Source organism: Mediterraneibacter sp. HA8405 (genome assembly GCF_056148955.1).
In genome coordinates, this window is the sequence record NZ_CM148758.1 from 2,662,812 (window position 1) to 2,685,753 (window position 22,942).

The 22,942-nt window shown below is 44.9% G+C and carries 20 protein-coding genes; 7 read left to right on the plus strand and 13 right to left on the minus strand.

Features of this window, described 5'->3' with window-relative positions; all coding sequences use genetic code 11:
* Window positions 1–157 precede the first annotated feature (157 nt).
* Window positions 158–715: a hypothetical protein gene (locus AC0QUU_RS12555; protein ID WP_474543234.1), complete on the plus strand. Its 558-nt coding sequence runs from the start codon at window positions 158–160 to the stop codon at window positions 713–715.
* Between the two features lie 151 nt (window positions 716–866).
* Here AC0QUU_RS12555 and malQ read toward each other — a convergent pair whose 3' ends face one another.
* The gene (gene malQ, locus AC0QUU_RS12560; RefSeq protein WP_474543235.1) at window positions 867–2,372 is read right to left on the minus strand and encodes a 4-alpha-glucanotransferase; all 1,506 of its coding nucleotides are present in this window, start codon (window positions 2,370–2,372) and stop codon (window positions 867–869) included.
* Between the two features lie 23 nt (window positions 2,373–2,395).
* Window positions 2,396–4,648, minus strand: a complete 2,253-nt coding sequence (locus tag AC0QUU_RS12565; RefSeq protein ID WP_474543237.1) for a glycogen/starch/alpha-glucan phosphorylase — start codon at window positions 4,646–4,648, stop codon at window positions 2,396–2,398.
* A 275-nt stretch (window positions 4,649–4,923) separates the two neighbouring features.
* Here AC0QUU_RS12565 and AC0QUU_RS12570 point away from each other — a divergent pair, with 275 nt between their 5' ends.
* Window positions 4,924–5,814, plus strand: a complete 891-nt coding sequence (locus tag AC0QUU_RS12570; RefSeq protein WP_474543239.1) for an AraC family transcriptional regulator — start codon at window positions 4,924–4,926, stop codon at window positions 5,812–5,814.
* Window positions 5,815–5,867: 53 nt separating this feature from the next.
* Here the strand turns inward: AC0QUU_RS12570 and AC0QUU_RS12575 are convergent, their stop codons facing one another.
* Both AC0QUU_RS12575 and AC0QUU_RS12580 read right to left on the minus strand, forming a co-directional pair.
* The gene (locus tag AC0QUU_RS12575) at window positions 5,868–6,683 is read right to left on the minus strand and encodes a PHP domain-containing protein (RefSeq protein WP_474543241.1); all 816 of its coding nucleotides are present in this window, start codon (window positions 6,681–6,683) and stop codon (window positions 5,868–5,870) included.
* Window positions 6,684–7,086: 403 nt separating this feature from the next.
* Window positions 7,087–7,878, minus strand: coding sequence for a hypothetical protein (locus tag AC0QUU_RS12580; RefSeq protein WP_474543242.1), 792 nt, complete (start codon window positions 7,876–7,878; stop codon window positions 7,087–7,089).
* 704 nt (window positions 7,879–8,582) lie between these two features.
* Between AC0QUU_RS12580 and asnA the strand changes: the two genes are divergently transcribed.
* Window positions 8,583–9,593 carry an aspartate--ammonia ligase gene (gene asnA, locus AC0QUU_RS12585; RefSeq protein ID WP_474543244.1) on the plus strand — a complete coding sequence of 337 codons (1,011 nt, stop codon included), beginning with the start codon at window positions 8,583–8,585 and terminating at the stop codon, window positions 9,591–9,593.
* Between the two features lie 166 nt (window positions 9,594–9,759).
* Here the strand turns inward: asnA and AC0QUU_RS12590 are convergent, their stop codons facing one another.
* Entirely contained in the window at window positions 9,760–11,457 is a 1,698-nt protein-coding gene (locus AC0QUU_RS12590; RefSeq protein ID WP_474543246.1) for a glycoside hydrolase family 13 protein, read from the minus strand.
* A 169-nt stretch (window positions 11,458–11,626) separates the two neighbouring features.
* Between AC0QUU_RS12590 and AC0QUU_RS12595 the strand changes: the two genes are divergently transcribed.
* Window positions 11,627–12,547, plus strand: a complete 921-nt coding sequence (locus AC0QUU_RS12595; RefSeq protein ID WP_474543247.1) for an AraC family transcriptional regulator — start codon at window positions 11,627–11,629, stop codon at window positions 12,545–12,547.
* A 30-nt stretch (window positions 12,548–12,577) separates the two neighbouring features.
* Here the strand turns inward: AC0QUU_RS12595 and thiD are convergent, their stop codons facing one another.
* The 5 genes from thiD to thiW form a co-directional block, all read right to left on the minus strand.
* Window positions 12,578–13,372 (minus strand): bifunctional hydroxymethylpyrimidine kinase/phosphomethylpyrimidine kinase, encoded by a 795-nt coding sequence (gene thiD, locus AC0QUU_RS12600; RefSeq protein WP_474543248.1) that lies wholly within the window; start codon window positions 13,370–13,372, stop codon window positions 12,578–12,580.
* A 38-nt stretch (window positions 13,373–13,410) separates the two neighbouring features.
* Window positions 13,411–14,073, minus strand: coding sequence for an HAD family hydrolase (locus tag AC0QUU_RS12605; protein ID WP_474543249.1), 663 nt, complete (start codon window positions 14,071–14,073; stop codon window positions 13,411–13,413).
* A gap of 1 nt (window position 14,074) precedes the next feature.
* Window positions 14,075–14,716 (minus strand): thiamine phosphate synthase, encoded by a 642-nt coding sequence (gene thiE, locus AC0QUU_RS12610; protein WP_474543250.1) that lies wholly within the window; start codon window positions 14,714–14,716, stop codon window positions 14,075–14,077.
* The gene (gene thiM / locus AC0QUU_RS12615; protein WP_474543251.1) at window positions 14,703–15,524 is read right to left on the minus strand and encodes a hydroxyethylthiazole kinase; all 822 of its coding nucleotides are present in this window, start codon (window positions 15,522–15,524) and stop codon (window positions 14,703–14,705) included. The genes thiE and thiM overlap by 14 nt, the downstream gene beginning before the upstream one ends.
* A gap of 85 nt (window positions 15,525–15,609) precedes the next feature.
* Window positions 15,610–16,155 carry an energy coupling factor transporter S component ThiW gene (gene thiW / locus AC0QUU_RS12620; protein ID WP_474543252.1) on the minus strand — a complete coding sequence of 182 codons (546 nt, stop codon included), beginning with the start codon at window positions 16,153–16,155 and terminating at the stop codon, window positions 15,610–15,612.
* 201 nt (window positions 16,156–16,356) lie between these two features.
* Here thiW and AC0QUU_RS12625 point away from each other — a divergent pair, with 201 nt between their 5' ends.
* Complete coding sequence (locus tag AC0QUU_RS12625) at window positions 16,357–16,824, plus strand: YbaK/EbsC family protein (protein ID WP_474543253.1); 468 nt, start codon at window positions 16,357–16,359, stop codon at window positions 16,822–16,824.
* Window positions 16,825–16,871: 47 nt separating this feature from the next.
* The gene (glpK, locus tag AC0QUU_RS12630; protein ID WP_474543254.1) at window positions 16,872–18,368 is read left to right on the plus strand and encodes a glycerol kinase GlpK; all 1,497 of its coding nucleotides are present in this window, start codon (window positions 16,872–16,874) and stop codon (window positions 18,366–18,368) included.
* A 94-nt stretch (window positions 18,369–18,462) separates the two neighbouring features.
* On the opposite strand, the gene AC0QUU_RS12635 is transcribed toward glpK, so the two are convergent.
* Genes AC0QUU_RS12635 through AC0QUU_RS12645 form a run of 3 tightly spaced genes read right to left on the minus strand, consistent with a single transcriptional unit; the run spans window position 18,463 to window position 21,055 of the window.
* Window positions 18,463–19,383 (minus strand): SufB/SufD family protein, encoded by a 921-nt coding sequence (locus AC0QUU_RS12635; RefSeq protein WP_474543255.1) that lies wholly within the window; start codon window positions 19,381–19,383, stop codon window positions 18,463–18,465.
* The gene (locus AC0QUU_RS12640) at window positions 19,373–20,119 is read right to left on the minus strand and encodes an ATP-binding cassette domain-containing protein (RefSeq protein ID WP_474543256.1); all 747 of its coding nucleotides are present in this window, start codon (window positions 20,117–20,119) and stop codon (window positions 19,373–19,375) included. Before AC0QUU_RS12640 ends, AC0QUU_RS12635 begins: the two co-directional genes overlap by 11 nt.
* 60 nt (window positions 20,120–20,179) lie before the next feature.
* Window positions 20,180–21,055: a LysR family transcriptional regulator gene (locus AC0QUU_RS12645; RefSeq protein ID WP_474543257.1), complete on the minus strand. Its 876-nt coding sequence runs from the start codon at window positions 21,053–21,055 to the stop codon at window positions 20,180–20,182.
* A 252-nt stretch (window positions 21,056–21,307) separates the two neighbouring features.
* Here AC0QUU_RS12645 and AC0QUU_RS12650 point away from each other — a divergent pair, with 252 nt between their 5' ends.
* Window positions 21,308–22,315: a YeiH family protein gene (locus tag AC0QUU_RS12650; protein ID WP_474543258.1), complete on the plus strand. Its 1,008-nt coding sequence runs from the start codon at window positions 21,308–21,310 to the stop codon at window positions 22,313–22,315.
* Window positions 22,316–22,942: the final 627 nt, after the last annotated feature.

The window sequence follows — 22,942 nt, forward strand, 5'->3', positions numbered from 1 at the left end:
TAACTATTGTTAATTATTGCCGGAAGAAATTATAAAAAAGTATTGTTAAATTATATATAAACTTTGTAATAATTTATGTTAAATCAATGCGGTCTATTGTTTTCACATATCAAAAGTTTTATATTATTATCAGAATATAATCAAAGGAGGAGTATTTATGAAGAAACATTCTGCAGCTCTGCTTTTCAGTGTCTGTTTTATTCTGGCTTTTTTCACCGGCTGTTCATCAGCCGCCGCTTCTTCAGCAGACAATAATAACGGTTCAGAATCCGGCACAGAAGTCACACAGCCAGAGCAGAAAAATAAAGATTCCAAAGACGAAACCGAAGATCCGGACGAATCAGCAGATGCCCCGGACGCCTCCGATAATAACAACGGATCAGATCTGACGCCGGGAGCAGCCGACCAGCCTATGGAGCAGACAACAGAGGGCTTTGTTCTTTCTGCAGAGAATGATATCATGTATGTGGATCTGGAAAATCCCGGTTCAAGAACATATCCCGGAGAAGGGGAAGACCGCAAAGTGGCATTTGACATATCCGGTGCAGAGCAGATTCAGACAAATGTTTCTGAATTTAATCCCGAAAGGAAAAATATTATCCGTTCCGGCATAAATGTTTCAATTGAATATTATACGGAAAACGGGAAAAATATTGCGACAAAAGTTTCCACCAACGGCGACGAACTGGAGCCCGCCCCGTCCTTTTATGAATAACAGAAACCAATGTAAGTTTTCCGTTAAGTATCTCTGCTTTCTGTCTGTCCGTCTGAAATCCGACAGAAAAAACTGAGAATTCCGGAAAAATATCAAGGCCTGAGATGAAACTGTCTGGTCACAGTAAATTTTCATCTCAGGCCTTTTGAATTTATTTCCCCAGATCCGGTTCTTTCTCCGGCAGTCTTCCATACAGGCGTGTAACTCTTTTTATTTCTTTTGCCACATTTTCGTTAAACTGTCCTTTTTTCAGTCTCCATACCCAGTTGTCTCCCAGAGTGGACGGTGTATTGATTCTTGCTCTGCCATCCAGTCCCAGATAATCCTGCATCGGGATAACGCACAGATCCGCCACACTGCTCATGGCCATTGCAATGAAGTCTGATGTAAGGGTATCCTCATCCAGTCTTGGTTTGCACATGTATTCTTTTGCAAAATCCCTTGCCTCTTTTCCCACTGTATGATACCAGCCTCTGGTTGTATCGTTGTCGTGAGTTCCTGTATAAACCACACAGTTTGTGGGGTAGGTATGAGGCAGATAATTGGAAGACTCTCTTGCGTCAAACGCAAACTGAAGCACCTTCATCCCCGGGAAGCCGCTGTCCTTAAGCAGTTTCAGCACGCTTGGCGTTAAAAATCCCAGATCCTCGGCGATAATTTCCGGTCTGCCCAGTTTCTCTTCGATGGCACGGAACAGATCCATTCCCGGCCCCGGCATCCATTTTCCGTTTACCGCTGTATCTTCTCCGTAAGGAATGGAATAATACTCATCGAATCCCCGGAAATGATCAATCCGCACAACATCATACAGTTTCAGGCAGTACGCAATTCTCCTGATCCACCACTCATAACCCGTCTTTTTGTGGTATTCCCAGTCATAAAGAGGATTGCCCCAGAGCTGTCCCGTTGCGGAAAATGCATCCGGCGGACACCCGGCAACTCCGAGGGGATTGTTGTCTTCATCAAACTGGAACAGTTCCGGAGACGCCCACGTATCCGCACTGTCAAAAGCCACATAAATCGGAATATCTCCGATGATCTTAATTCCCTGTTTATTGGCGTATGCATGAAGTTTTTTCCACTGTCGGTCAAACTCATACTGCTGGAACTTATAAAAAGCAATCTCCTCTGCCAGCTCTTCTTTCGCCGCCGCCAGCGCAGCCTCATCTCTGGTTCTGAGAGGTGTTTCCCACTCTTTCCAGCTGACGCCGCCGTTTCTGTCCTTTATCGCCATGTACAGACTGTAATCGTCCAGCCAGTCCGCATTTTCCTCTGCAAATGCCTCATAATCCTCATTTTCCCGGAACCGTTCAAACGCTTTTTTCAGCGCTTTGAAACGGGATTTGTAGATTTTTTCATAATCGATACACTCCTCCTGATCTCCGAAATCATATGCCTTGCACTCCTTTTTTGTCAGAAGCCCCTCTTTGACCAGTGTTTTCAGGTCAATGTAATAAGGATTGCCGGCATATGTGGAGAAAGACTGGTATGGGGAATCCCCATAACCAGTCGGCCCAAGAGGCAGAATCTGCCAGTAGCTCTGTCCCGCTTTTTTCAGCAGGTCTATAAATCTGTAAGCTTCTTTTGAGAAGCATCCGATCCCGTATTTTGACGGCAGTGAAAATACCGGCAGTAAGATTCCGCTTGCTCTTTTCATATCTTCCTCCTTATCCGCACATTTTATAAGTGCCAGATATCTCTGTTGTACTCTTCAATGGTTCTGTCCGAAGAGAAGAAGCCTGCTTTTGCAATATTAACCAGAGTCTTCTTCGCCCACTCTTTTCTGTCCGCGTAAGCTTCCAGTGCCTTTTCCTTTGTCTCCTTGTAAGAATCAAAATCAAGAAGGGTCATAAACCAGTCTTTATTGATCAGTTCTTTCTGCAGTCTCTCCAGATTTTCTTTACATCCCACTTCCAGCATCTCTTCGCTTGTTATAAAATCAATTGCCGCTTTGATCGCCGGATTCTTCTCATAGTAGTCTTCTGCCACATAATCCGCTTTTGCGTAGTGCTCAATAACCTCGTCGCTGGATGCCCCGAATACGAAAATATTGTCGTCGCCCACGCACTCATGAATTTCCACATTTGCTCCGTCCTCGGTGCCAAGAGTTACAGCTCCGTTCAGCATGAACTTCATGTTTCCGGTTCCGCTGGCCTCTTTGGATGCGAGAGAAATCTGCTCGGAAATATCGCATGCCGGAATTAATTTTCCTGCTTTTGTAACATTATAGTTTTCTACCATAACAACTTTCAGATACGGACTTACTTCCGGATCATTGTTGATGATCTCCTGCAGGCAGAGGATCAGATGAATGATATCCTTGGCGATCACATAAGCCGGAGCCGCCTTTGCGCCGAAAATGGCCGTAACCGGAGCCGCCGGAATCTTTCCTGATTTGATCTCCAGATATTTGTCAATAATGTAGAGCGCGTTCAGCTGCTGACGCTTATACTCATGGAGACGTTTTACCTGAATATCAAAAATCGTATCCGGACTGATCTCAATATTCTGAGTTTCTTTCAGATATGCGCACAGTGCTTCTTTGTTTTTGTGTTTGATCTCCAGAAGCTTTTCAAGTACCTTCTCATCGTCTTTGAATTCAAGCAACTTTTCAAGCTCAGAAGCATCTTTTTTATATCCCTGTCCGATCGTCTCATCCAGAAACTCTGCCAGAAGCGGATTGCAGTGAAGAAGCCAGCGGCGGAATGTAATGCCGTTTGTCTTATTATTGAACTTCTCCGGATAAATCTTATAGAAATTATTCAGTTCAGAATTCTTCAGAATCTCTGTGTGCAGAGCCGCCACGCCGTTTACACTGAAGCCGTAATGAATATCAATGTGAGCCATGTGAACCGTGTCATTTCTGTCAATGATGGCAACGCTCTCATCCTCAAATTTTCTTCTTACCTTGTCATCCAGCACCTCGATAATCGGCACAAGCTGGGGAACAACTTTCTTCAGATAATATACCGGCCATTTCTCCAGAGCCTCTGCCAGAATGGTATGATTCGTATATGCGCAGGTTCTGGATACAACATCAATGGCATCATCCATATCCAGGCCCCGTTCTGTCAGCAGGCGGATCAGCTCCGGAATTACCATTGTAGGATGAGTATCATTGATCTGAATCACTGCGTAATCCGGCAGGTCATAAAGGCTGCAGCCTTTGGCCGTACACTCATCCAGAATAAGCTGAGCGCCGCTGCTTACCATAAAGTACTGCTGATAGATCCGGAGCAGTCTGCCCTGCTCATCGCTGTCGTCCGGATAAAGGAACAATGTCAGATTCTTTTCAATATCTTCTTTATTGAATTCAATTCCGTCTTTTACGATTGTATCATCCACAGAATCCAGATCAAACAGATGGAGCTTGTTGGTCTTGTTGTTGTAGCCTGTAACCTCAACATCATACATTCTTGCATTGACTTTCAGCCCTTTAAACTCAACCGGATATATAACATCCGTCTTTTTCAGCCAGGAAGCCTTTTCAATCCATGGATTCGGCGTCTCTTTCTGCAGATTGTTCTCAAATACCTGTTTAAACAGTCCCAGATGATAGTTCAGACCGATTCCGTCGCCGGCCAGTCCCAGTGTAGCGATAGAATCAAGGAAACATGCAGCCAGACGTCCCAGTCCTCCGTTTCCGAGAGACGGCTCCGGCTCGACTTCCTCAATTTCACAGATATCCTTTCCGTTCTTCTCCAGGATATCCTTTACTTCTCCGTAAATTCCGAGATTGATCATATTATTGGAAAGAAGCTTTCCAATAAGAAATTCTGCCGAGATATAATAAACTTTTTTCTTGCTGTCTGTGCGTTCCTTCTCAGCCGCCATCTCCTGAACAATATTCAGAAGAGCGTGATAAATTTCCTCATTTTCTGCCTGTGATACCGTCTTTCCAAGATACTTTTCCATTTTTTCCTGAATGTTCATGGTATAACTCCTTTCAAAAATCTCCGGCATATGCCCCTACGGTCAATAACTGTGCCGGAGGAACTTTGCAGCCGATACTGTATCTTATCTCTATATACTGCATTCTAATACTCTTTTCCCGGAATTTCTTGCAAAATACTTTCATTTTATTGTACAATACTATCATTAATCAACTATCCTGTCTCTTAAATCTTTCATTGTTATAAGACAGCCAGAGGACAGACTATATTCCGTTTTTGAAACAGCAGTAAACCGTATTTTCAGGAGGATGCCTCATGAATCTCAGCGAATATCAGAACTATCACGAAACCAAATCTCATACAGCTTCCGAATTTCCTTATAATACCTATCTCTGCTCTATTCCACTGGACTTCACCCTTGTTCCGCTTCACTGGCATGCGGAACTGGAAATTGTGGTGATCAAAAAAGGAACCGGCCTTATTTCCGTAGATTTTGAAAAACGTACCGTCTCATCCGGTGATATTGTATTTATCCGCCCGGGCCAGCTTCACTCGATTGAACAGAATGGAGCCCGGAAAATGGAGTACGAAAATATCATCCTAAAGCCGGAACTCCTTATTTCCGGTGAAGCAGACCTGTGCGCAAGACAGTTTATCACACCACTGATGAAGGGAGAGCTTCGCTGCGTTACCTTTCTCACCCCGGCTGTTCCCGGATATCCGGAAATATCTGACTGTATCAGTCGAATTGACCATCTCTGCGAAAAGCGCCCGGACGGATATCAGCTTGCGGTAAAGGGTTTCCTTTTCCAGCTTGTCTTTCTTCTTCTGTCGCATCGGCAGAAAAAAAGCACCTCACCGGCACTTCAGACAAAGTCACTGGAAAAGATCAAGACCATCCTGAAATATGTAGAAGAACACTACGCCGACCACATTACAATTGATGATATGGCAGCCATAACATTTTACAGCAAGTCACATTTTATGAAATTTTTTAAAGCTCATATGGGAACCGGATTTATTGAATATCTGAATGATTACCGGCTTACTATTGCCGAACGCCTTCTACGTACTTCAGACGCCACAGTTCTGGAAATTGCTGAAAAAAGCGGTTTTGATAACCTCTCCTATTTCAACCGTATGTTCAAACGAAAATACGGGCAGTCACCCGGAAAACAGCGAAAACTCTTCTCCTCTTCGGACTGACATCAGAGTCTTCTGCTGCTTCCGGGCAAAGCTGCCCGCATAATAAATGCACATTAAGAATGATAATACAATTCAATTGGATCAATTGGATCGAAAGGATGCTCAACTTCCATCTTTTTATTTCTTCCTCTTCGTTTCAGAAGCTCACCGCTCTTGTTATATACCCAGAAAGAATATACCAGCAGTTTATTTACCTTTCCTATCTTCTCCTTGGTAGTTTTTTCATAAAGAACTCCTCCGGCCTTAAACGGGGTCTTCTTATGAATCATGGAAATCAATTCAGTCTCACATGTTACCGGCTCCGGTAATATTGTATATCCCCTTCCCACACAGTCGGGCTTATGAGAATCACTTCCTCCGGTTGTAATTTTGCCGTATTTTTTTGCCAGCTTCATGGCCCCGGCGTTTGACTCCGCGGACTCGCAGCTGTTAAATCCTTCTATAAAATCAAATCTTTTTACAATTTCCGGCGAAAGATAATATCTTCTGGCATTGGTAAAGCTCATATATTTTTCACCGCACGGATGTGCCGGCCCCAGCACACCGCCATTCCGGTGCACCAGATCAATCAGAAGCGCCAGCGGCATGCCTCGCATTTCCAGCAGCTTCATCTTAACGCCTTCGGGCATAATTACAATGATATGTCCCGCATCCCTTGTGTCATATTCTATCCCTTTAAGAACTACAAAGTCTGTATGTTTTTTCCCTTTGATATTGTTTTTCCAGTAGCGGTATCCGTTATACGTATCATGATCTGTAATAACCATCCCCTGGAAACCATGCCTCTTTAGAATTGTAATATATTCCTCAAGCCCCACCTTACTGTCAATGGAACCCTCTTTTACGTGGCAGTGCATATCAATTTTCATAAACACGCCTCCTTTTCATCCGATACAGAGCCGGATCTGTAGTCTTTTCTCTTCTTTATTATACCGCTTTGTCCCAAAACTGACAACATGGGGACATCCTTTTTTCATCTGTCGGAAAGTATTATCAATTACGGCAGTTTTTACCCACTAAAGAAGATACGGACAGCAGACAGGTAATCCAGGCCGCGCAGAATACTGCAGGCGGTATCTGTGTCTCGGTAAAACAGAAGATAAATGCCATTGCAATAAGAATACACAGACCCGTCAGAATAATAAGACCATTCAAAACAGATTTTCTAATATACATAAAAACACACCTTTCTCTGATAGTTTTTTACTTTCAGTAGTATCCTATCAGACAAGGTGTGTCATAAAACGGACTCAATCTTACATTTCGGAATAATTATTCTTCTTCCTCATCGTCCTCACTCAGATCGATAATTTCAATTTCCTGTTCTTCATTTTTACCGGTATCCCCTTCCGGCATTGTATCAAGATCATCAATCAGTGTTCTCGCCTTTTCTATTTCATTTTCAGTCGAATGTGTCTCACGGATCTCTGCTGCCTTTTCAAGGCTTTTGCGTTTTCTTTTTTTGGACTCCAGCAAAAGCTGTACCAGAATGCCAAACACTGCAAACACTGTACAGAAAAGTATACTTATCAGTCTGCCTCTGACAGGCACAAACTGATAAAAGGATGTTCCTGCTACGATCCCGCCCCAGACAGAAGTAGTAAAAATAGTAAGAGCCACTACAAAACGTACTGCCAGCGCTGCCAGCAGCAGCGCAGCCGCCAGGCCGATTCCTGCCGGAAGATACTCTCTTGGCTGAACAACCTGCATATAAATACCGCTTACGGAAATAAACACTGTCAGAAATATTCCAAACCGGAAGAAAAATGCGCCGAGAAATCCCAGAATAATTCCGGCGGCTCCACCTGCAATCAGGACTGTCGTACTGCCGGCCCCGGTCAGAGACAATACGGCCGCTGCACAGATGAAACCAGTCGAAAATCCAAGAACTGCCGACCATACCCGTACAATCTTCAGTCCCAGCAGACACAGAAGAAGCCCTGCTGCCGTAAGAACCGCAAAACAGATAATCTCCTCCCTGGAAAGTATCCCGATCTTAGCTTCCCAGAGAAAAAACAGATCTTCAATATTTATGTTATGTACATTATCAAATAATTCATTCATATACTCCACCTCAGTTTAATAATAAACAATGCGCGCCTGTATAATTCCCTTCCGTCTTATTCAGAGCGCGCCAATCCCCTCATTCATTCTACCAATATTTTCTCTATAATACAATAGAAAAAATATATCACAGAAATAAAAAGAAAGTGGATGCTAATCATTTTACCTGATCAACATCCACTTTCATTTCGATATTTCTATCATTCTTTTTACCTCTTTCTTTTCTATCTTTCTGATTGATAGATTTAACTTATGTTCCCGGTGGTCCGTACCTCCTTTTCATAAATTCCTGCTGGACTTTGGTACTTGTAACTGTCCCTCTTCCCGATATAGATTTTACTTCTCTCATAACTTTCTCGTCATTATGATATTTCTCTATATCTGACTGTTACTTTTCCAATCACGACATCCGGCAGGTTCTATAAAACTTCCTGTAACGATCATCCATTTGATTATGATCTCTGTCATTCTCTCTTGTCAGATTGTTCATTCAGTTTTATTTCTTGGTTATATATTAGCATTCAATTTCTTATTTGTCAATAAGTATTTTGTTTTTTTAAATATTTTTTCTGTATTTTCTGTTAATTTTGTTTCCGACGACTTATTTTCTCCCGAAATCAGAGGTACCCTGTGCCTATTGACTTCTGCCGAATCCATCAGTAAAATAAAATAGATATGTCTAAATTTTGCAAAGGAGTCTTGATATGGAACAGTTAAAAATACCTGATGGCTACTCCTCTCCCCTTACAATCCGTGAAACCGAAGTTGCCATCAAAGAAGTAAAAGATCATTTCGAGCGCGCTCTGGCCAAAGCGCTGCATCTGACACGTGTATCCGCTCCGCTTTTTGTCCGCCCGGAATCCGGAATGAATGACAATCTGAACGGTGTGGAACGCCCGGTTTCTTTCGGCATCAAGGAACAGGAGGATGCCGCAGCCGAGATTGTTCACTCTCTTGCCAAATGGAAAAGATACGCTTTGAAAAAATACGGGTTTCACTCAGGAGAAGGCCTGTATACAGATATGAGCGCAATCCGCAGAGATGAAGATACTGACAATGTGCATTCTCTGTACGTTGACCAGTGGGACTGGGAAAAAATCATATCAAAAGAAGAGCGTAATATGGAAACTCTGCAGTATACTGTAAGAAAAGTATACAGCGCTCTAAAAGACACAGAAGATTTCATTTCCCGCAGATACAATTATATCGAACCGCTCCTGCCTGATGATATTTTCTTTATTTCCTCTCAGGAGCTGGAAGACATGTTTCCCGATTGTACTCCGAAAGAACGGGAAAACCGGATTGCCCGGGAAAAAGGCGCTGTATTTATTTCACAGATCGGAAAAACACTTGCATCCGGCCAGAGACATGACGGCCGGGCTCCGGATTATGACGACTGGGAATTAAATGGTGATATCATTGTATATTATCCGGTTCTGGATATGGCTTTCGAAATTTCTTCCATGGGTATCCGCGTTGATGAAAATTCGCTCAGGAGCCAACTGAAGGAGGCCGGATGCGAAGAACGGGCCGACCTGCCCTTCCAGAAATCTCTGCTGAACGGCGAACTGCCCTATACGGTAGGCGGAGGCATTGGACAGTCCCGTATCTGTATGTATTATCTCAGAAAAGCTCATATCGGCGAGGTACAGTCCTCCCTTTGGCCGGACGATGTAGTGGAAAATGCACTGGCAAATGGCATCCATCTTCTTTAGTTCCACCTACATGCTTCGGCTGCTGCAAACTTTTTCAGTTTATATAGCTTTTACTAATCTGAATATTCAAAAACCAGGGTCTGATTTCTGATAAGCGCAAGAAATCCTCCCTGGTTTTTTGAAATTTTATTCATTTTATCTTTCCCCTGTCGTTGTCCCGCAGTCCTCATTCTTTTATTTCCAGGGCCACAGCCTGACAGCTATTCAGCTTTATTTTCCCGCTTTTTTTTGCCTCCCTTTCAATTACATCCTCCTCACCAATATTAGATATAAGAACCTTAATCAACTCTCTCTTAAGCGGAATTTCACATGTCTCTTTTCCATAATTGGCGGCAACCAGAATATTCTGTCCTCCGTCTTCCCTGATCCGATGATAGGCAAAAATGCTGTCAGAATCTTCGTATTCAGGAACGAATCTTCCATAAGTCAGAACTTCCTTGAATTCCGATGACTTTTTTAACGCAATCAGTTTTCTGTAATAGGAAAGAACAGAATCATCTCTCTTTTCCTGTTCTTCCACATTAATCTTTCTATAGTCGGGATTTAATGCAAGCCATGGGGTTCCCGATGTAAATCCTGCATTTTTACCGCCATTCCACTGCATAGGAGTACGGGCATTATCACGACTGTTCTCATAGCAGCATTCCAGAGCCTTTTCTCTGGTACAACCTGCCTGCAGAGCTTCGCGATACTGATCTTTTGTGCTGATATCATCGTACTGGGAAATGTCGCTGCGCCTGCAGTTGGTCATACCGATCTCCTGTCCCTGATAAATAAAGGGAATCCCATACAAAAACATGAAAGTTGTCGCAAGCATCTTTACCCCTGTCTCATTCTGTGCATATTCCGGAAGAAAACGACTTGCGCCTCTTGGTTCATCGTGATTTTCAATAATATTTGCTTTAAATCCTATCCCCTGCGCTTCTTTCTGCGATGCAAAAATCACATCTCTCCAGTCTGTAAAAACAAAAGGTCTGGAATCATACCAGCCATGGCTTCCCTGAACAAGTTCATGTGCGCTGAAATCAAATATCGTTGAAAAATGTCCGTTATCACCGATAAACTCAGGCAGCTCATCTTGCTTCATATTGAATACTTCTGCCACAGTAAAGGCATCATATTTCCCATATGTATGCGCTTTCATATCTTCAAAATATTCCCCTACACCTTGTACTTCCTCAACCATTTTCACGCAGGAAGCAAGTCCGTCCGTTCCGTCAGGTTCAAACGACGGGAAACTCAGATCTTTCTTAATATTGATAATTGCATCTATTCGAAATCCCGCCAGCCCTTTATCAAGCCACCAGTTCATCATTTTATAGATTTCATCACGAAGCTTCGGGTTTTCCCAGTTCAGATCCGGCTGTTCCTTTGCAAACATATGAAGATAATATTTCTCCGTCCCCGGCACCTTCTCCCAGGCACTTCCTCCAAAATATGAACGATAATTACTCGGCTCTTTTCCATCCTTTCCCTGTACAAAATGAAAATATTGCGCATATTCTCCCTCCGGATCTTCCAGCGCCTTCTGAAACCATTCATGCTTATCAGAGCAGTGATTTACGACCAGATCCATAAGAATAAACATCCCCCGCTTTTTCGCCTCGGCAAGAAGTTCGTCAAATTCCTCCATTGTCCCGAATTCTTCTGCAATTTTATAATAATCCGAAATATCATATCCCTGATCTACAAAAGGCGACTGATAAATCGGTGAAAGCCATATAATATCAATTCCCAGATCTTTCAGATAGTCCAGTTTGGATATAATTCCCCGCAGATCGCCAATCCCGTCCCCATCCGAATCCAGAAAACTCTTCGGATAAATCTGATACGCAACCTTGTCATGCCACCATTTTCTTTTCATTTCCATCTGCTCCTTATTGTCATTTTTGTATGATACTGTTATTATATAGCTGTAACAAAGAAAATTCTTGTACAATATTTTCATATTTATTGTACAATTCTGCCAGGGGTCAGACCCCTTTGCAAAAGGCTCCGTCCCCTTTGGGTAAAATTGTCCGAAAGGAGTTAAAATGGCGCACAATTCTTCTCTTTCTCCGGAACAGAAGGAACAGGCACGCCACGGCGAGCACATGTTTCCTCTGAAAAAATATATAACGACGCTGACTGAGCTGTATCCTTCCGTTTCTCCCCACTGGCATGACGAAGCGGAGCTGACTCTGATTACCGAAGGAAGCTGCACCTATCAGGTACAGCTTGATACATATGAAGTCAGAGAGGGAGATCTTCTTTTTGTACCTCCCGCCGTTCTCCACTCAATTACTGCTTCAACCCGGGATGGAATGCGTTCGGAAACTTATGTATTTCATATGAATTTTTTAGGAGCAAATTCTGCAGATATCTGCGCGGTTAAATACCTGACGCCTGTAATAAACCAGACTCTGATTCTGCCCTGTCTGATTAGAAAGAAACATCCGGCATATAAAAATGTTTTTGATATTTTCCTGAAAATAAACCAGGCTTATGACAATACGCCAGCAGGCTATGAGCTGCTTCTGCGTTCTCTCCTGCTTCAGGCCATAGTCGCGCTCCTTCCTTACAGCGATGAGCAGGTTGTTCATTCACCGCTTGAAACAGAACACACCTTTAAATTGAAACTTGTACTGGAATATATCGGAGAACACTACGCCGAGGAACTTACAATCCCCCAGCTTGCCCGGATCTGCTATTTCAGCGAATATCATTTTATGCGCTTTTTCAAAAAATATACAGGCACTTCCTGCCTGGAATATATTAAAAATCTGCGCCTGGAAAAGGCCGCGGAACAATTTGCACAGGGAGCCCAGTCTGTCCTGGATACCGCACTGTCTGCAGGATTTTCAAATTTATCTTATTTTTACAGGGAATTCAAAAAGAAATACGGGATGACTCCGAGAAAGTTTATAGAAAGCATACCTTCCGGAGCCTTTCAGGCTCCGTACCGGTATCAGTAAAACATCCATTATTTTGCATGATGCAAGGTCTCAGAAAAATCTGCTTTTTATATCAAAGCCATGATTCATTGGTCCGCTGCCCTTTCCCAGATCAAGCATTGCGGCAAGGGCGCCGGATATGTACTCTTTTGCTCTTTGTACAGCCTCCTCCAGTTCGAAGCCTTTAGCCAGATTCGACGCAATGGCGCTGGACAGCGTACAACCGGTACCATGCGTATTCGGATTATGAATGCGCTGACCGGAAAACCATTTTCCCCGGCCGTTCTGAAACAGATAATCATTGGCATCATTAAGGGCATGCCCTCCTTTCAGCAGAACTGCACATCCGTAAGATTCGCCAATCTCCTCGGCCGCCTTCTCCATTTCTTCCGTTGAAGTAATCTTTCTGCCGGAAAGCACCTCTGCCTCGGGAATATTCGGTGTAAGTACATCCGCTGCCGGCAGAAGCTTCACTTTAAGTTCTTCCACGGCATCCTCGCAAATAAGCCGGGCGCCGCTGGTTGCAACCATAACCGGATCCAGTACAATATTTCCGGCACTGTACTGCCCCAGCTTTTCTGCAATTACTGCAATCAGATCCGGAGAGGATACCATCCCGATCTTTACCGCATCCGGCCGGATATCTGTAAAAATGCAGTCAAGCTGCCGGGCCAGAAATTCCGGCGCCGCTTCCATAATTCCCGCCACACCGGTAGTATTCTGCGCAGTCAGCGCAGTAACCGCGCTCATGGCGTAAACACCGTTGGCCATCATTGTTTTAATGTCCGCCTGGATTCCGGCGCCGCCGCTGGAATCACTTCCCGCAATCGTCAATGCTGTTTTCATAGAAACCTTTTCCTTTCTATAGCAAATTATTATTTTTGTCAAAGTCGGCTGACTCTTTTCCAGAACAGATCAAAATCCGCAAATTCGGGCAGATAAATATCTGCTGTATTCCAGATCTGAGCCAGCTGTTTGTCATTCGATCTGTCATAGACGGCAACCGTTTTAAAACCTGCTTTTCCCGCTGTCCGAAGTGCGTGATATGCGTCTTCAAACACCAGCGTTTCTTCTGCATCTGTATCCAGATGCAGAGCCGCCGCGTAATAAATATCCGGCTGATTTTTCCCGCTTCCGATCTCAGAACAGGTAAATATTCCCTGAAAATAAGAAAATACTTTCAGCCGTTTCAGCGCAGCCTCCGTATTATTCCGGTCACCGGAAGTTGCAATTACCATTGGAATTTTTCTTTCACGGAACTCGTCCAGAAACTGACGCGCCCCTTCCTTAAGGGGAACTCTTTCTGCATAAAAATCCCGCACTTCCCTTGCAAGGCCTTTTACAACCTGCTCGCAGGTCAGCTCCAGACCATAATGGGAAATCAGATACCGGGCGCCCTCTTCCAGACTCATGGAGAAAAGAGTCTCTCCCAGTCCCTTTTCCGCCGGGATTCCCCGGCTTTTCAGATACAGCTCACCCAGGTTTTCCCATACCGGCATAGAATTCAGAAGTACTCCGTCTACATCAAAAATAATACCGCGAATCATCTCATTCTTTCACCATCTCTTCAGTAAGCATTCTCAGTTCCCTGGCTGCGGCTTCAATATTTTTCTGGGCAAAAATCGCACTTATAACAGCAATTCCGCAGATCCCGCTGTGTTTGAGCTGCGCAACATTATCCCGGGTTATACCGCCTATGGCAATAACCGGAATATCAACAGCTCTGCAGATGTCTCTGAGAACCTGATGATCCACCTCTGCCGCGTCGGCTTTGGATCCGGTATGAAATACTGCTCCCACTCCCAGATAATCTGCTCCCTGCCTCTGCGCCTCAAGAGCTTCTTCCACTGTACGGGCGGATACACCGATAATCCGGTCCGGTCCCAGTTTTGCGCGGGCCTCGCCTGCCGCCATGTCACTTTGCCCCACATGTACACCGTCTGCTCCGATCTTTGCAGCTAAAGCAACATTATCGTTAATTAAGAAAGGCACCTGATGCTTTTTACACAACTTCTGAATTACCTGAGCCTCCTCGAAAAATTCCTGGTCATCCAGTTCTTTCTCTCTGAGCTGAAGAAATGTTACGCCCCCCTTCAAAGCCTGTTCCACCTGTTCACAGAGTGTCTGTCCATTCAGCCAGCTTCTGTCTGTTACTGCATAGAGAAGCAGATCTTTTTTATCGCAGTTCATATTTTGCTCCTTTCTCAAGTTCTTCTCCTGTCATGTTATAAACAGCGTCAATAATCCGGTTCCGATAGGTGGCATTGCCATCACCTTTCTGCATCCGGCTCCACCCGATCTCACCGGCAAGCCCCATCATACACACCGAAGCCGCAGCCGCCTCCAGAGGGCTGTCAGGATTGGCTGTCAGATAAGCCGTCATAATTCCTGACAGCTGACATCCGGTTCCTGTAATTTTCCCCATCTCCGGACGTCCGTTTCTGATTACAAAACAGGAGATTCCGTCTGATACCAGATCAACCGCCCCGGTAACTGCAATGATACAACCGGCCTTCCGCGAAAATGCTTTCACAAATGCCACAGCCTCATCCAGCGTATCCTCTGTCACTGCATCCGCTATATCTGCATCCACACCCTTGGTATTTCCTCTGTCCCCGGCCAGCGTCCTGATCTCGGAAATATTTCCCCGGACTGCGCTCAGCCTCAGATTCTTCATAAGGGAAAGGGCAGTGTCTGTCCGAAATTCACTTGCGCCTGCGCCTACCGGATCCAGTACAATCGGATGTCCCAGTTCATTGGCACGGCGTCCGGCACGGAATATACCCTCAATACTGGTTTTGTGCAGCGTACCTATATTAATATTCAGTCCTCCGCAGAGAGAAGTTATATCTTCCACATCCTCCGCCTCATCAGACATAATCGGGCTTCCCCCACATGCGAGGATCACATTTGCCACGTCATTTACTGTAACATAATTGGTTATATTATGTATCAACGGGATGCGGCCCCTTACATTTTCAAGACAATTTTTAAACATTTTTGTTTCTTATACTCCTTTTTCATGTGCTGCCAGCAAGTCAAACACCTCAAGTCAGGGCGCGCCCCGGCTTTGTTCAAATGCATCAGTCCTGCTTCTTTCCCGCGCCTGCCGCCTGCACTTTCGGTTCCAGATTTCCCAGATAAATATCAAATACTTTCATCTTCTTCATAGCCGTCACCAGTACTGCCGCAATAATTGTTCCGCCGAAGCTTGACACAAAAAACGGGAGTACAAACCCGTATACCGCACTTTCACTTCCCATAAGAAGCGCCGCGACAGGATAGCTGAGGAATCCGCCGATCACAGACGTACCAAACAACTCTCCCGCATATGCCAGGGGAAGACGCTTTCCGTACTTATATAAAATACCGCACAGAAATGCTCCGCACATAGATCCCGGAAATGCCAGCAATGTTCCTGTACCCATAATATTTCTGAGGAGACTTGTCACAAAGGCCATGCCAACCGCATATCCGGGCCCTAAAAATACTCCGCCGAGTATGTTGATAAGATGCTGAACCGGAGCGCACCTGGATGCCCCAACGGGAACAGACAGCGGAGAACATACAATTCCCACCGCTACAAGAATACCTGCAAGGGCAAGCTTTCTCACATTTACATTTTTCATTTTTATACCTCCTAATACGCCGGATACAGACTCCGGCGCCCGGAAAAATATCCTGTATTTTAATCCGAAAATAATGTTACCACGTCCGCATAAGAAATGCAATATACTTGCCTTTACTGTCAAATAAGCACAAAAGTCATTCCATAAGCCTCTGATTCTTGTTATAATTTATTCAAATACTAGATAAAGGAAGATGAATACATGTCTGTAGAAATTGTAAAAAATTATTTTGACGCGAATCACATTAACAAAGAAATTCTGGAATTTCCCGTTTCCAGCGCAACTGTTGAACTGGCCGCACAGGCAGCGGGCGTTGAGCCCGCACGGATTGCAAAAACTCTGTCGTTTTATACGAAAGAAAAAGATGCGGCCATCCTGATTGTCACTGCCGGAGATATGAAAATCGACAACAGCAAGTTCAAACATTTCTTCGGAATGAAGGCAAAAATGCTTGCGCCGGAAGATGTGGAATCCCTGACCGGACACGCCATCGGCGGTGTATGTCCCTTTGGAAATCCGGATACTGTAAAAGTATATCTTGACGTTTCTATGAAACGATTCGATACCGTTTTCCCTGCTGCCGGCAGCGGAAACTCTGCAGTGGAAATGACCTGTGAAGAACTGGAAAAAGCCGCACGGTCACTCGAATGGATTGATGTATGTAAATAAAATATTCAGCTCAGAAGGGATAACCCTTTACGAAAGGAGGACTGATTTTGGCAAAATATGTTATGGCACTTGATGCCGGGACTACCAGCAACCGCTGTATTCTTTTTGATAAAAAGGGCAGAGTATGCAGCTCGGCCCAGCGGGAATTTACGCAGTATTTTCCCCGTCCGGGATGGGTGGAACATGACGCGGATGAAATCTGGGCCAGCCAGCTTGGAGTAGCAGTCGAAGCTATGAACAAAATCGGCGCATCTGCTGAAGATATTGCGGCAATCGGTATTACAAATCAGCGGGAAACAGTTATTGTATGGGACAAGGCAACGGGCGAACCGGTCTGCCGCGCCATTGTATGGCAGTGCCGGAGAACTTCCGGCTACTGCGACTCTCTGAAAGCGAAGGGATTGACAGAAAAGTTCCGGGATAAAACCGGACTTGTCATTGATGCTTATTTTTCCGGCACAAAAATAAAATGGATTCTGGATAACGTTCCCGACGCCCGGGAAAAAGCTGAAAAAGGAGAACTGCTCTTTGGCACTGTGGAAACCTGGCTGATCTGGAAACTGACAAAAGGCAAAGTTCATGTAACGGATTACTCCAATGCGTCCCGCACGATGCTGTTTAATATCAACTCCCTGGAATGGGACGAAGAGATTCTGAAAGAACTTGATATTCCCGGAAGCATGCTGCCGGAAGTCCGGCCGTCCAGCTGCATTTACGGAGAGACGGATCCCTCATTTTTCGGAGGCGCCATTCCGATTGCGGGAGCCGCAGGCGACCAGCAGGCAGCTCTGTTCGGGCAGACCTGCTTTGCTCCCGGAGAAGCAAAAAATACATACGGCACAGGCTGTTTCCTGTTGATGAATACCGGAGAAACTCCTGTGTTTTCCAAAAACGGGCTTGTTACTACCATAGCCTGGGGACTGGACGGGAAGGTAACCTATGCGCTGGAAGGTTCTATCTTTGTAGCCGGAGCTGCGATCCAGTGGCTGAGGGACGAGATGCGCCTGATTGATTCCGCTGCCGACTCCGCCTATATGGCGCAGAAAGTTCCCGACACAAACGGCTGCTATGTAGTTCCTGCGTTTACCGGACTAGGCGCGCCCCACTGGGATCAGTACGCAAGAGGAACCATTGTTGGAATTACCCGGGGCGTAAACAAATATCATATTATCCGGGCAACACTGGAATCTCTGGCCTACCAGGTAAACGACGTACTGACTGCCATGAAAGCCGACTCCGGTATTGAACTGGCAGCGCTCAGGGCAGACGGCGGAGCCAGTGCAAATGATTTTCTGATGCAGGTTCAGGCAGATATCATCAACGCGCCGGTCAGACGCCCTGCCTGTGTGGAGACAACCGCTGCAGGCGCAGCATATCTGGCCGGTCTGGCAGTCGGTTACTGGGCCGATAAAAATGATGTGATTAAAAACCAGATTATTGAACAAACCTTTGAGCCCTCCATCTGCCCGGAAGACAGAGACAGCCGGATCAGAGGGTGGAATAAAGCAGTAAAATATTCCTTCGGATGGGCAAAAGAAAACTAAAGTAAAGCAAAAGCAGCAGGAAAGACTTTTCAGCCGTATCCTGCTGCTTCCATTTTACGTCGTTTTTTCAGCCAATATCGAATCTCTGCCTGTTTTATTTCAAAAAGCTTTCAATGATAACAGACTCTGCTTCTTCTTCTGTAAGACCGAATGTCCGAAGCTTTACAAGCTGTTCGTCATTGATTCTTCCAATTGCCGCCTCGTGGATAATCTGAGCATCCACATGCTTGGCGTCAATTTCAGGTATGGAGCTGATCTCTGCATGATCCATGATAATGGAATCACACTGAATATGGGCATGACAGAGATTGTTCCCGATAGCCCTGGGATGGAATACCTGTCTGGATGTGCCCTTTCCAACAGAACGGGATACAATCCGCGCAGAGCTGTTTTCACCATTCAGCTCCACCTCCATATTTGACACTGCAGTCTGTTCCTCATCTGTCATAAGCTTCTCTGTAACAAACAGTTTCGCGTTCTCCGCAAGCTCAATATAGTTCTCTCTCTCTGTGGAATCCACGCCCTTGATCTGAGTAGTCTCCAGAGTAAATACTGAATTTTCTCCCACATAAATCTTTGTCACCGGATTGAGAACCTTGCTTCCGGTACCGTTTCCTTCTGCATAGTGATTTTCCACATATTTTACATTTGCGTTTTTTCCTACATGAAACGTATGAATTCCGTCATGGCGGGTCTCGCTGCATCCTTCGCCGTGTATACCGCATCCGGCCACGATCGTTACATCCGCGCCGTCCTCGATATAGAAATCATTATATACAATATCCACGCCTTCCTGAGACATTACCACAGGAATATGAACCTGCTCTTCTTTTGTCTCTCCGCTGATATGAATATCAATTCCCGGTTTATCTTCTTTTGGCACAATTTTGATGTGTCTGCTGTCTCCATGGCATACTGCCATACCGTTCAGCCGCAGATTGTACGCGCCCTCCTGCCTGAAGCCGTAAGAGTCTATTACCTTAAGCACATCTTCTGTCACTTTATTAAGCTCCATAGAGCTCACCTCCCTTTTGTCGCCTGCACTCACAGGAATCCGCTTCCTGATTAAACAGTTTCGGCATGATCTCTTCTGCAGCACCGATAGACTCTACTTTTCCGTCAGAAATCACCATAATCCGGTCCGCCATGCGGATAATCCTCTCCTGATGAGAAATCAGGATCATACTCTCCTGCTTTTCCTTATGAATCTGCTCAAACCGTTTGATCAGCATGGAAAAGCTCCACAGGTCAATTCCCGCCTCCGGTTCGTCAAAAATGCAAAGTTTATGCTGTTTTGCAAGCACTGTAGCGATCTCGATTCTTTTGATTTCTCCGCCGGAAAGTGTAGCGTCCGCCTCCCTGTCGATATACTCCATGGCACAGAGACCTACGCTGCTCAGCAAATTGCAGCATGTTTTTTCATCCAGAGAATGACCTGCCGCCAACGACAGAAGCCTGCGCACCGTCATACCTTTAAAACGAGGCGGCTGCTGAAAAGCAAAGCCGATCCCCGCCTTTGCCCTCTCATCTATAGTATATTCCGTAATATCTTCGCCGTTGAGCAGAATCTTTCCGGACGAAGGCTTGTTTATTCCCATCAGGAGCTTGGCAAGAGTAGATTTTCCACCTCCGTTCGGACCGGTGATTACAAGCATCTCACCGTCATTTACAGTGAAGCTGACGTCATTTAAAATCTCCGACTGCTTCCCTTCTTCTAAAACATCATATGATAAATGTTCTACCTGCAACATTTTTAATCTGTCACTTCCTTTTTCCTTAGATACCCGCAGTTCCGTATATCTGCCTGCAGATTACGCCGAGAACCTGCGAAACAGTTCTCTGTACCATTCAGCATAAATACTCCCCCGTCTCCAGATAAATGCAAATTCATGAACAACAGGAAAATCCCGAAGCGGAATCTGCCGCAGAGAGCCGTCTTCCAGTTCTCTGCGGACTGCGGCTTCATATAAAAATGTAATACCACATCCGGCTTTTGTCAACTCTTTAATCGTCTGCATGCTGCCCACTTCCATCCTTTTTGCAAAATCCTGGATACTCAGATTATGAGCCTCCAGACAGCGCTCCAGCACCTCTCTTGTGCCGGATCCCTCTTCACGCAGAAGAAGCCTTTCCTGAAAAAGTTTCTCGATACAGTCCGGCGTGTCACGAAAAGTATAATCCGGACTGCAGACAGCTATATATTTTTCCCGGGAAAAAATCTGAAAATCATACTCGGTTTTCTTGAAAAAGCCCTCCACAAGGGCAAAATCAATCCGGCCTTCATCCAGGCGCACAAGAAGATCGTGGGTATTTTCCACTTCCATATGAATTCTGGCCTGGGGATATCGGGCAAGATACTTTTCCAGCACCTGCCCCATCACTGCGTCTCCGATAGTGCGGGTAGCTCCGAACCGGATCTCCGCCTCCTGCTCCGTTTTCTGCATTTCATTCTGCATGGACTGTTCATCGTGCATCATTGCAAGAGACGCATTCCGCAAAATCTCCCCGGCGCCTGTCAGTCTGAGCTTCTTCCCTTCATACCGGAAAAGCTTAGTATTATAATGCTTTTCCAGGAAACGGATATGCTGAGAAACTGCCGGCTGCGTAATATTCAGTTTTTCTGATGCTCTGGTAAAATTCATATACCGGCACACCGTAAGAAACGTTTCCATTCTGAAATCAAGCATAATATCCCCCTTATATAAAGAGATAAGGAGCGGAGCACTCCTGCACAGAGTCCCCGCCCCTCTTTATACTGAACTACTCCCTGTATCTACTATAACATATTTTTATGATAAAATAAAGATATATAATTTTATTTTATGATTTGATTATGATATTGTATCTGCAGGAAAAAAATTACAGTTTCGTAGAAAGAAAAACGGACATAAAAAACTGTTTTCTTTTCGGAATGATGAGAGAAAGAGAGGAAAATACATATGAATTTACTAAAGAAAAACGTCCCGGGACTTCTGCTCTGCCTGGTTATAGCAGTGCCGTCCTGGTTTCTCGGTCAGGCGCTTCCTGTTATCGGAGGCCCGGTATTCGCAATCCTGATCGGTATGATACTGACACTTATTCTTACCAGGAAGGAAATATTTGCGGAAGGTATCAATTATACTTCAAAGAAAATTCTTCAGGCTGCCGTAGTATTTCTTGGATTCGGCATGAATCTGACGGAGATCCTGGCAAAAGGGAAGCAGTCTCTTCCTATTATTATTTCCACAATCACGACTTCCCTTGTTATTGCATTTATTCTTTACAAGGCCCTGAAACTCCGTGCGAATAATGCTGTTCTTGTGGGAGTGGGTTCCTCTATCTGCGGTGGAAGCGCAATTGCGGCGACCGCACCGGTAATCGGCGCATCTGACGAAGAAGTAGCACAGTCTATTTCTGTCATTTTTCTCTTCAATGTACTGGCCGCTTTGATCTTTCCAACACTGGGCGGAATGCTGGGGTTAAGCAATGAAGGCTTCGGACTTTTTGCCGGAACCGCAATCAATGATACATCGTCTGTTACCGCGGCAGCTACTGCCTGGGACGGCATCCACGGCAGCAATACACTGGATGCAGCTGCAATCGTAAAAATGACAAGAACCCTCGCAATCATTCCGATCACGCTGGTTCTTGCCATTTACAGAGGGAAAAAAGAAAAATCTTCAAAAGGCTCTTCGTTCAGTCTTAAGAAATCATTCCCTTACTTTGTATTGTTTTTTATACTGGCTTCAGTTATAACAACTTTCTTTCAGCTTCCCGCCGCAGTAACCGCCCCGCTGAAAGGCCTGAGTAAGTTTCTTATTGTTATGGCAATGGCTGCCATTGGTCTGAACACAAACGTCATTAAACTGATAAAGACCGGAGGCAAACCAATCTTTACCGGATTCTGCTGCTGGGCGGGAATCACCCTGGTAAGCCTGGGGCTCCAGCATATCCTTGGGATCTGGTAAATAAATTTGTCGAAATGAACTTGAATTAAGAAATACCGGAAAAAATTCAGAATTTCCTGGATAGAACGGGACGGAGATACGGGATGCGCCTTTCAGAAGAGGGGGACAGGGAATTCTGATGACTTTGGAATGAGTTTAGAAAAATAGGAACCTGAGAATCAGCGTCAGGATTTACAGCGGGCTCTGTCCGAGCGCATGCGAGTTAGCCCGCTGTAAATCCTGTTTTTAGCTGATTCCCAGGTTCCGTTATTTTTCTTAACTCATGGAACGGAAACAGAATTCCCTATCCCCCTCTTCTGAATCCGTCTTATAAAAACTTCTTTGTCCTCTGTTTTCCTTTTTCGATACCGGAAGTTCACTTTGACAAATCCGGATTTTTTCTTGCAATTTTCTCTCCGAACTGATAATATATTCTCAGTTCGTGAGGGAGTAATTGGCGTACTTCTACGTGGTAAGTCAACATACTGGCCATTCGGCCTGGCTTATCTTAAATAATGAGACTCATGTACAGTTTCTTTGTGTGCTGTACATGTTTGTTCCGGCAGGTGCAGCAGACGCGCCTGTTTTTTTTCGCGGAAAATATATTCATACCTCTTCAGAGACATGGATATTTCAGGCAGGAAACGT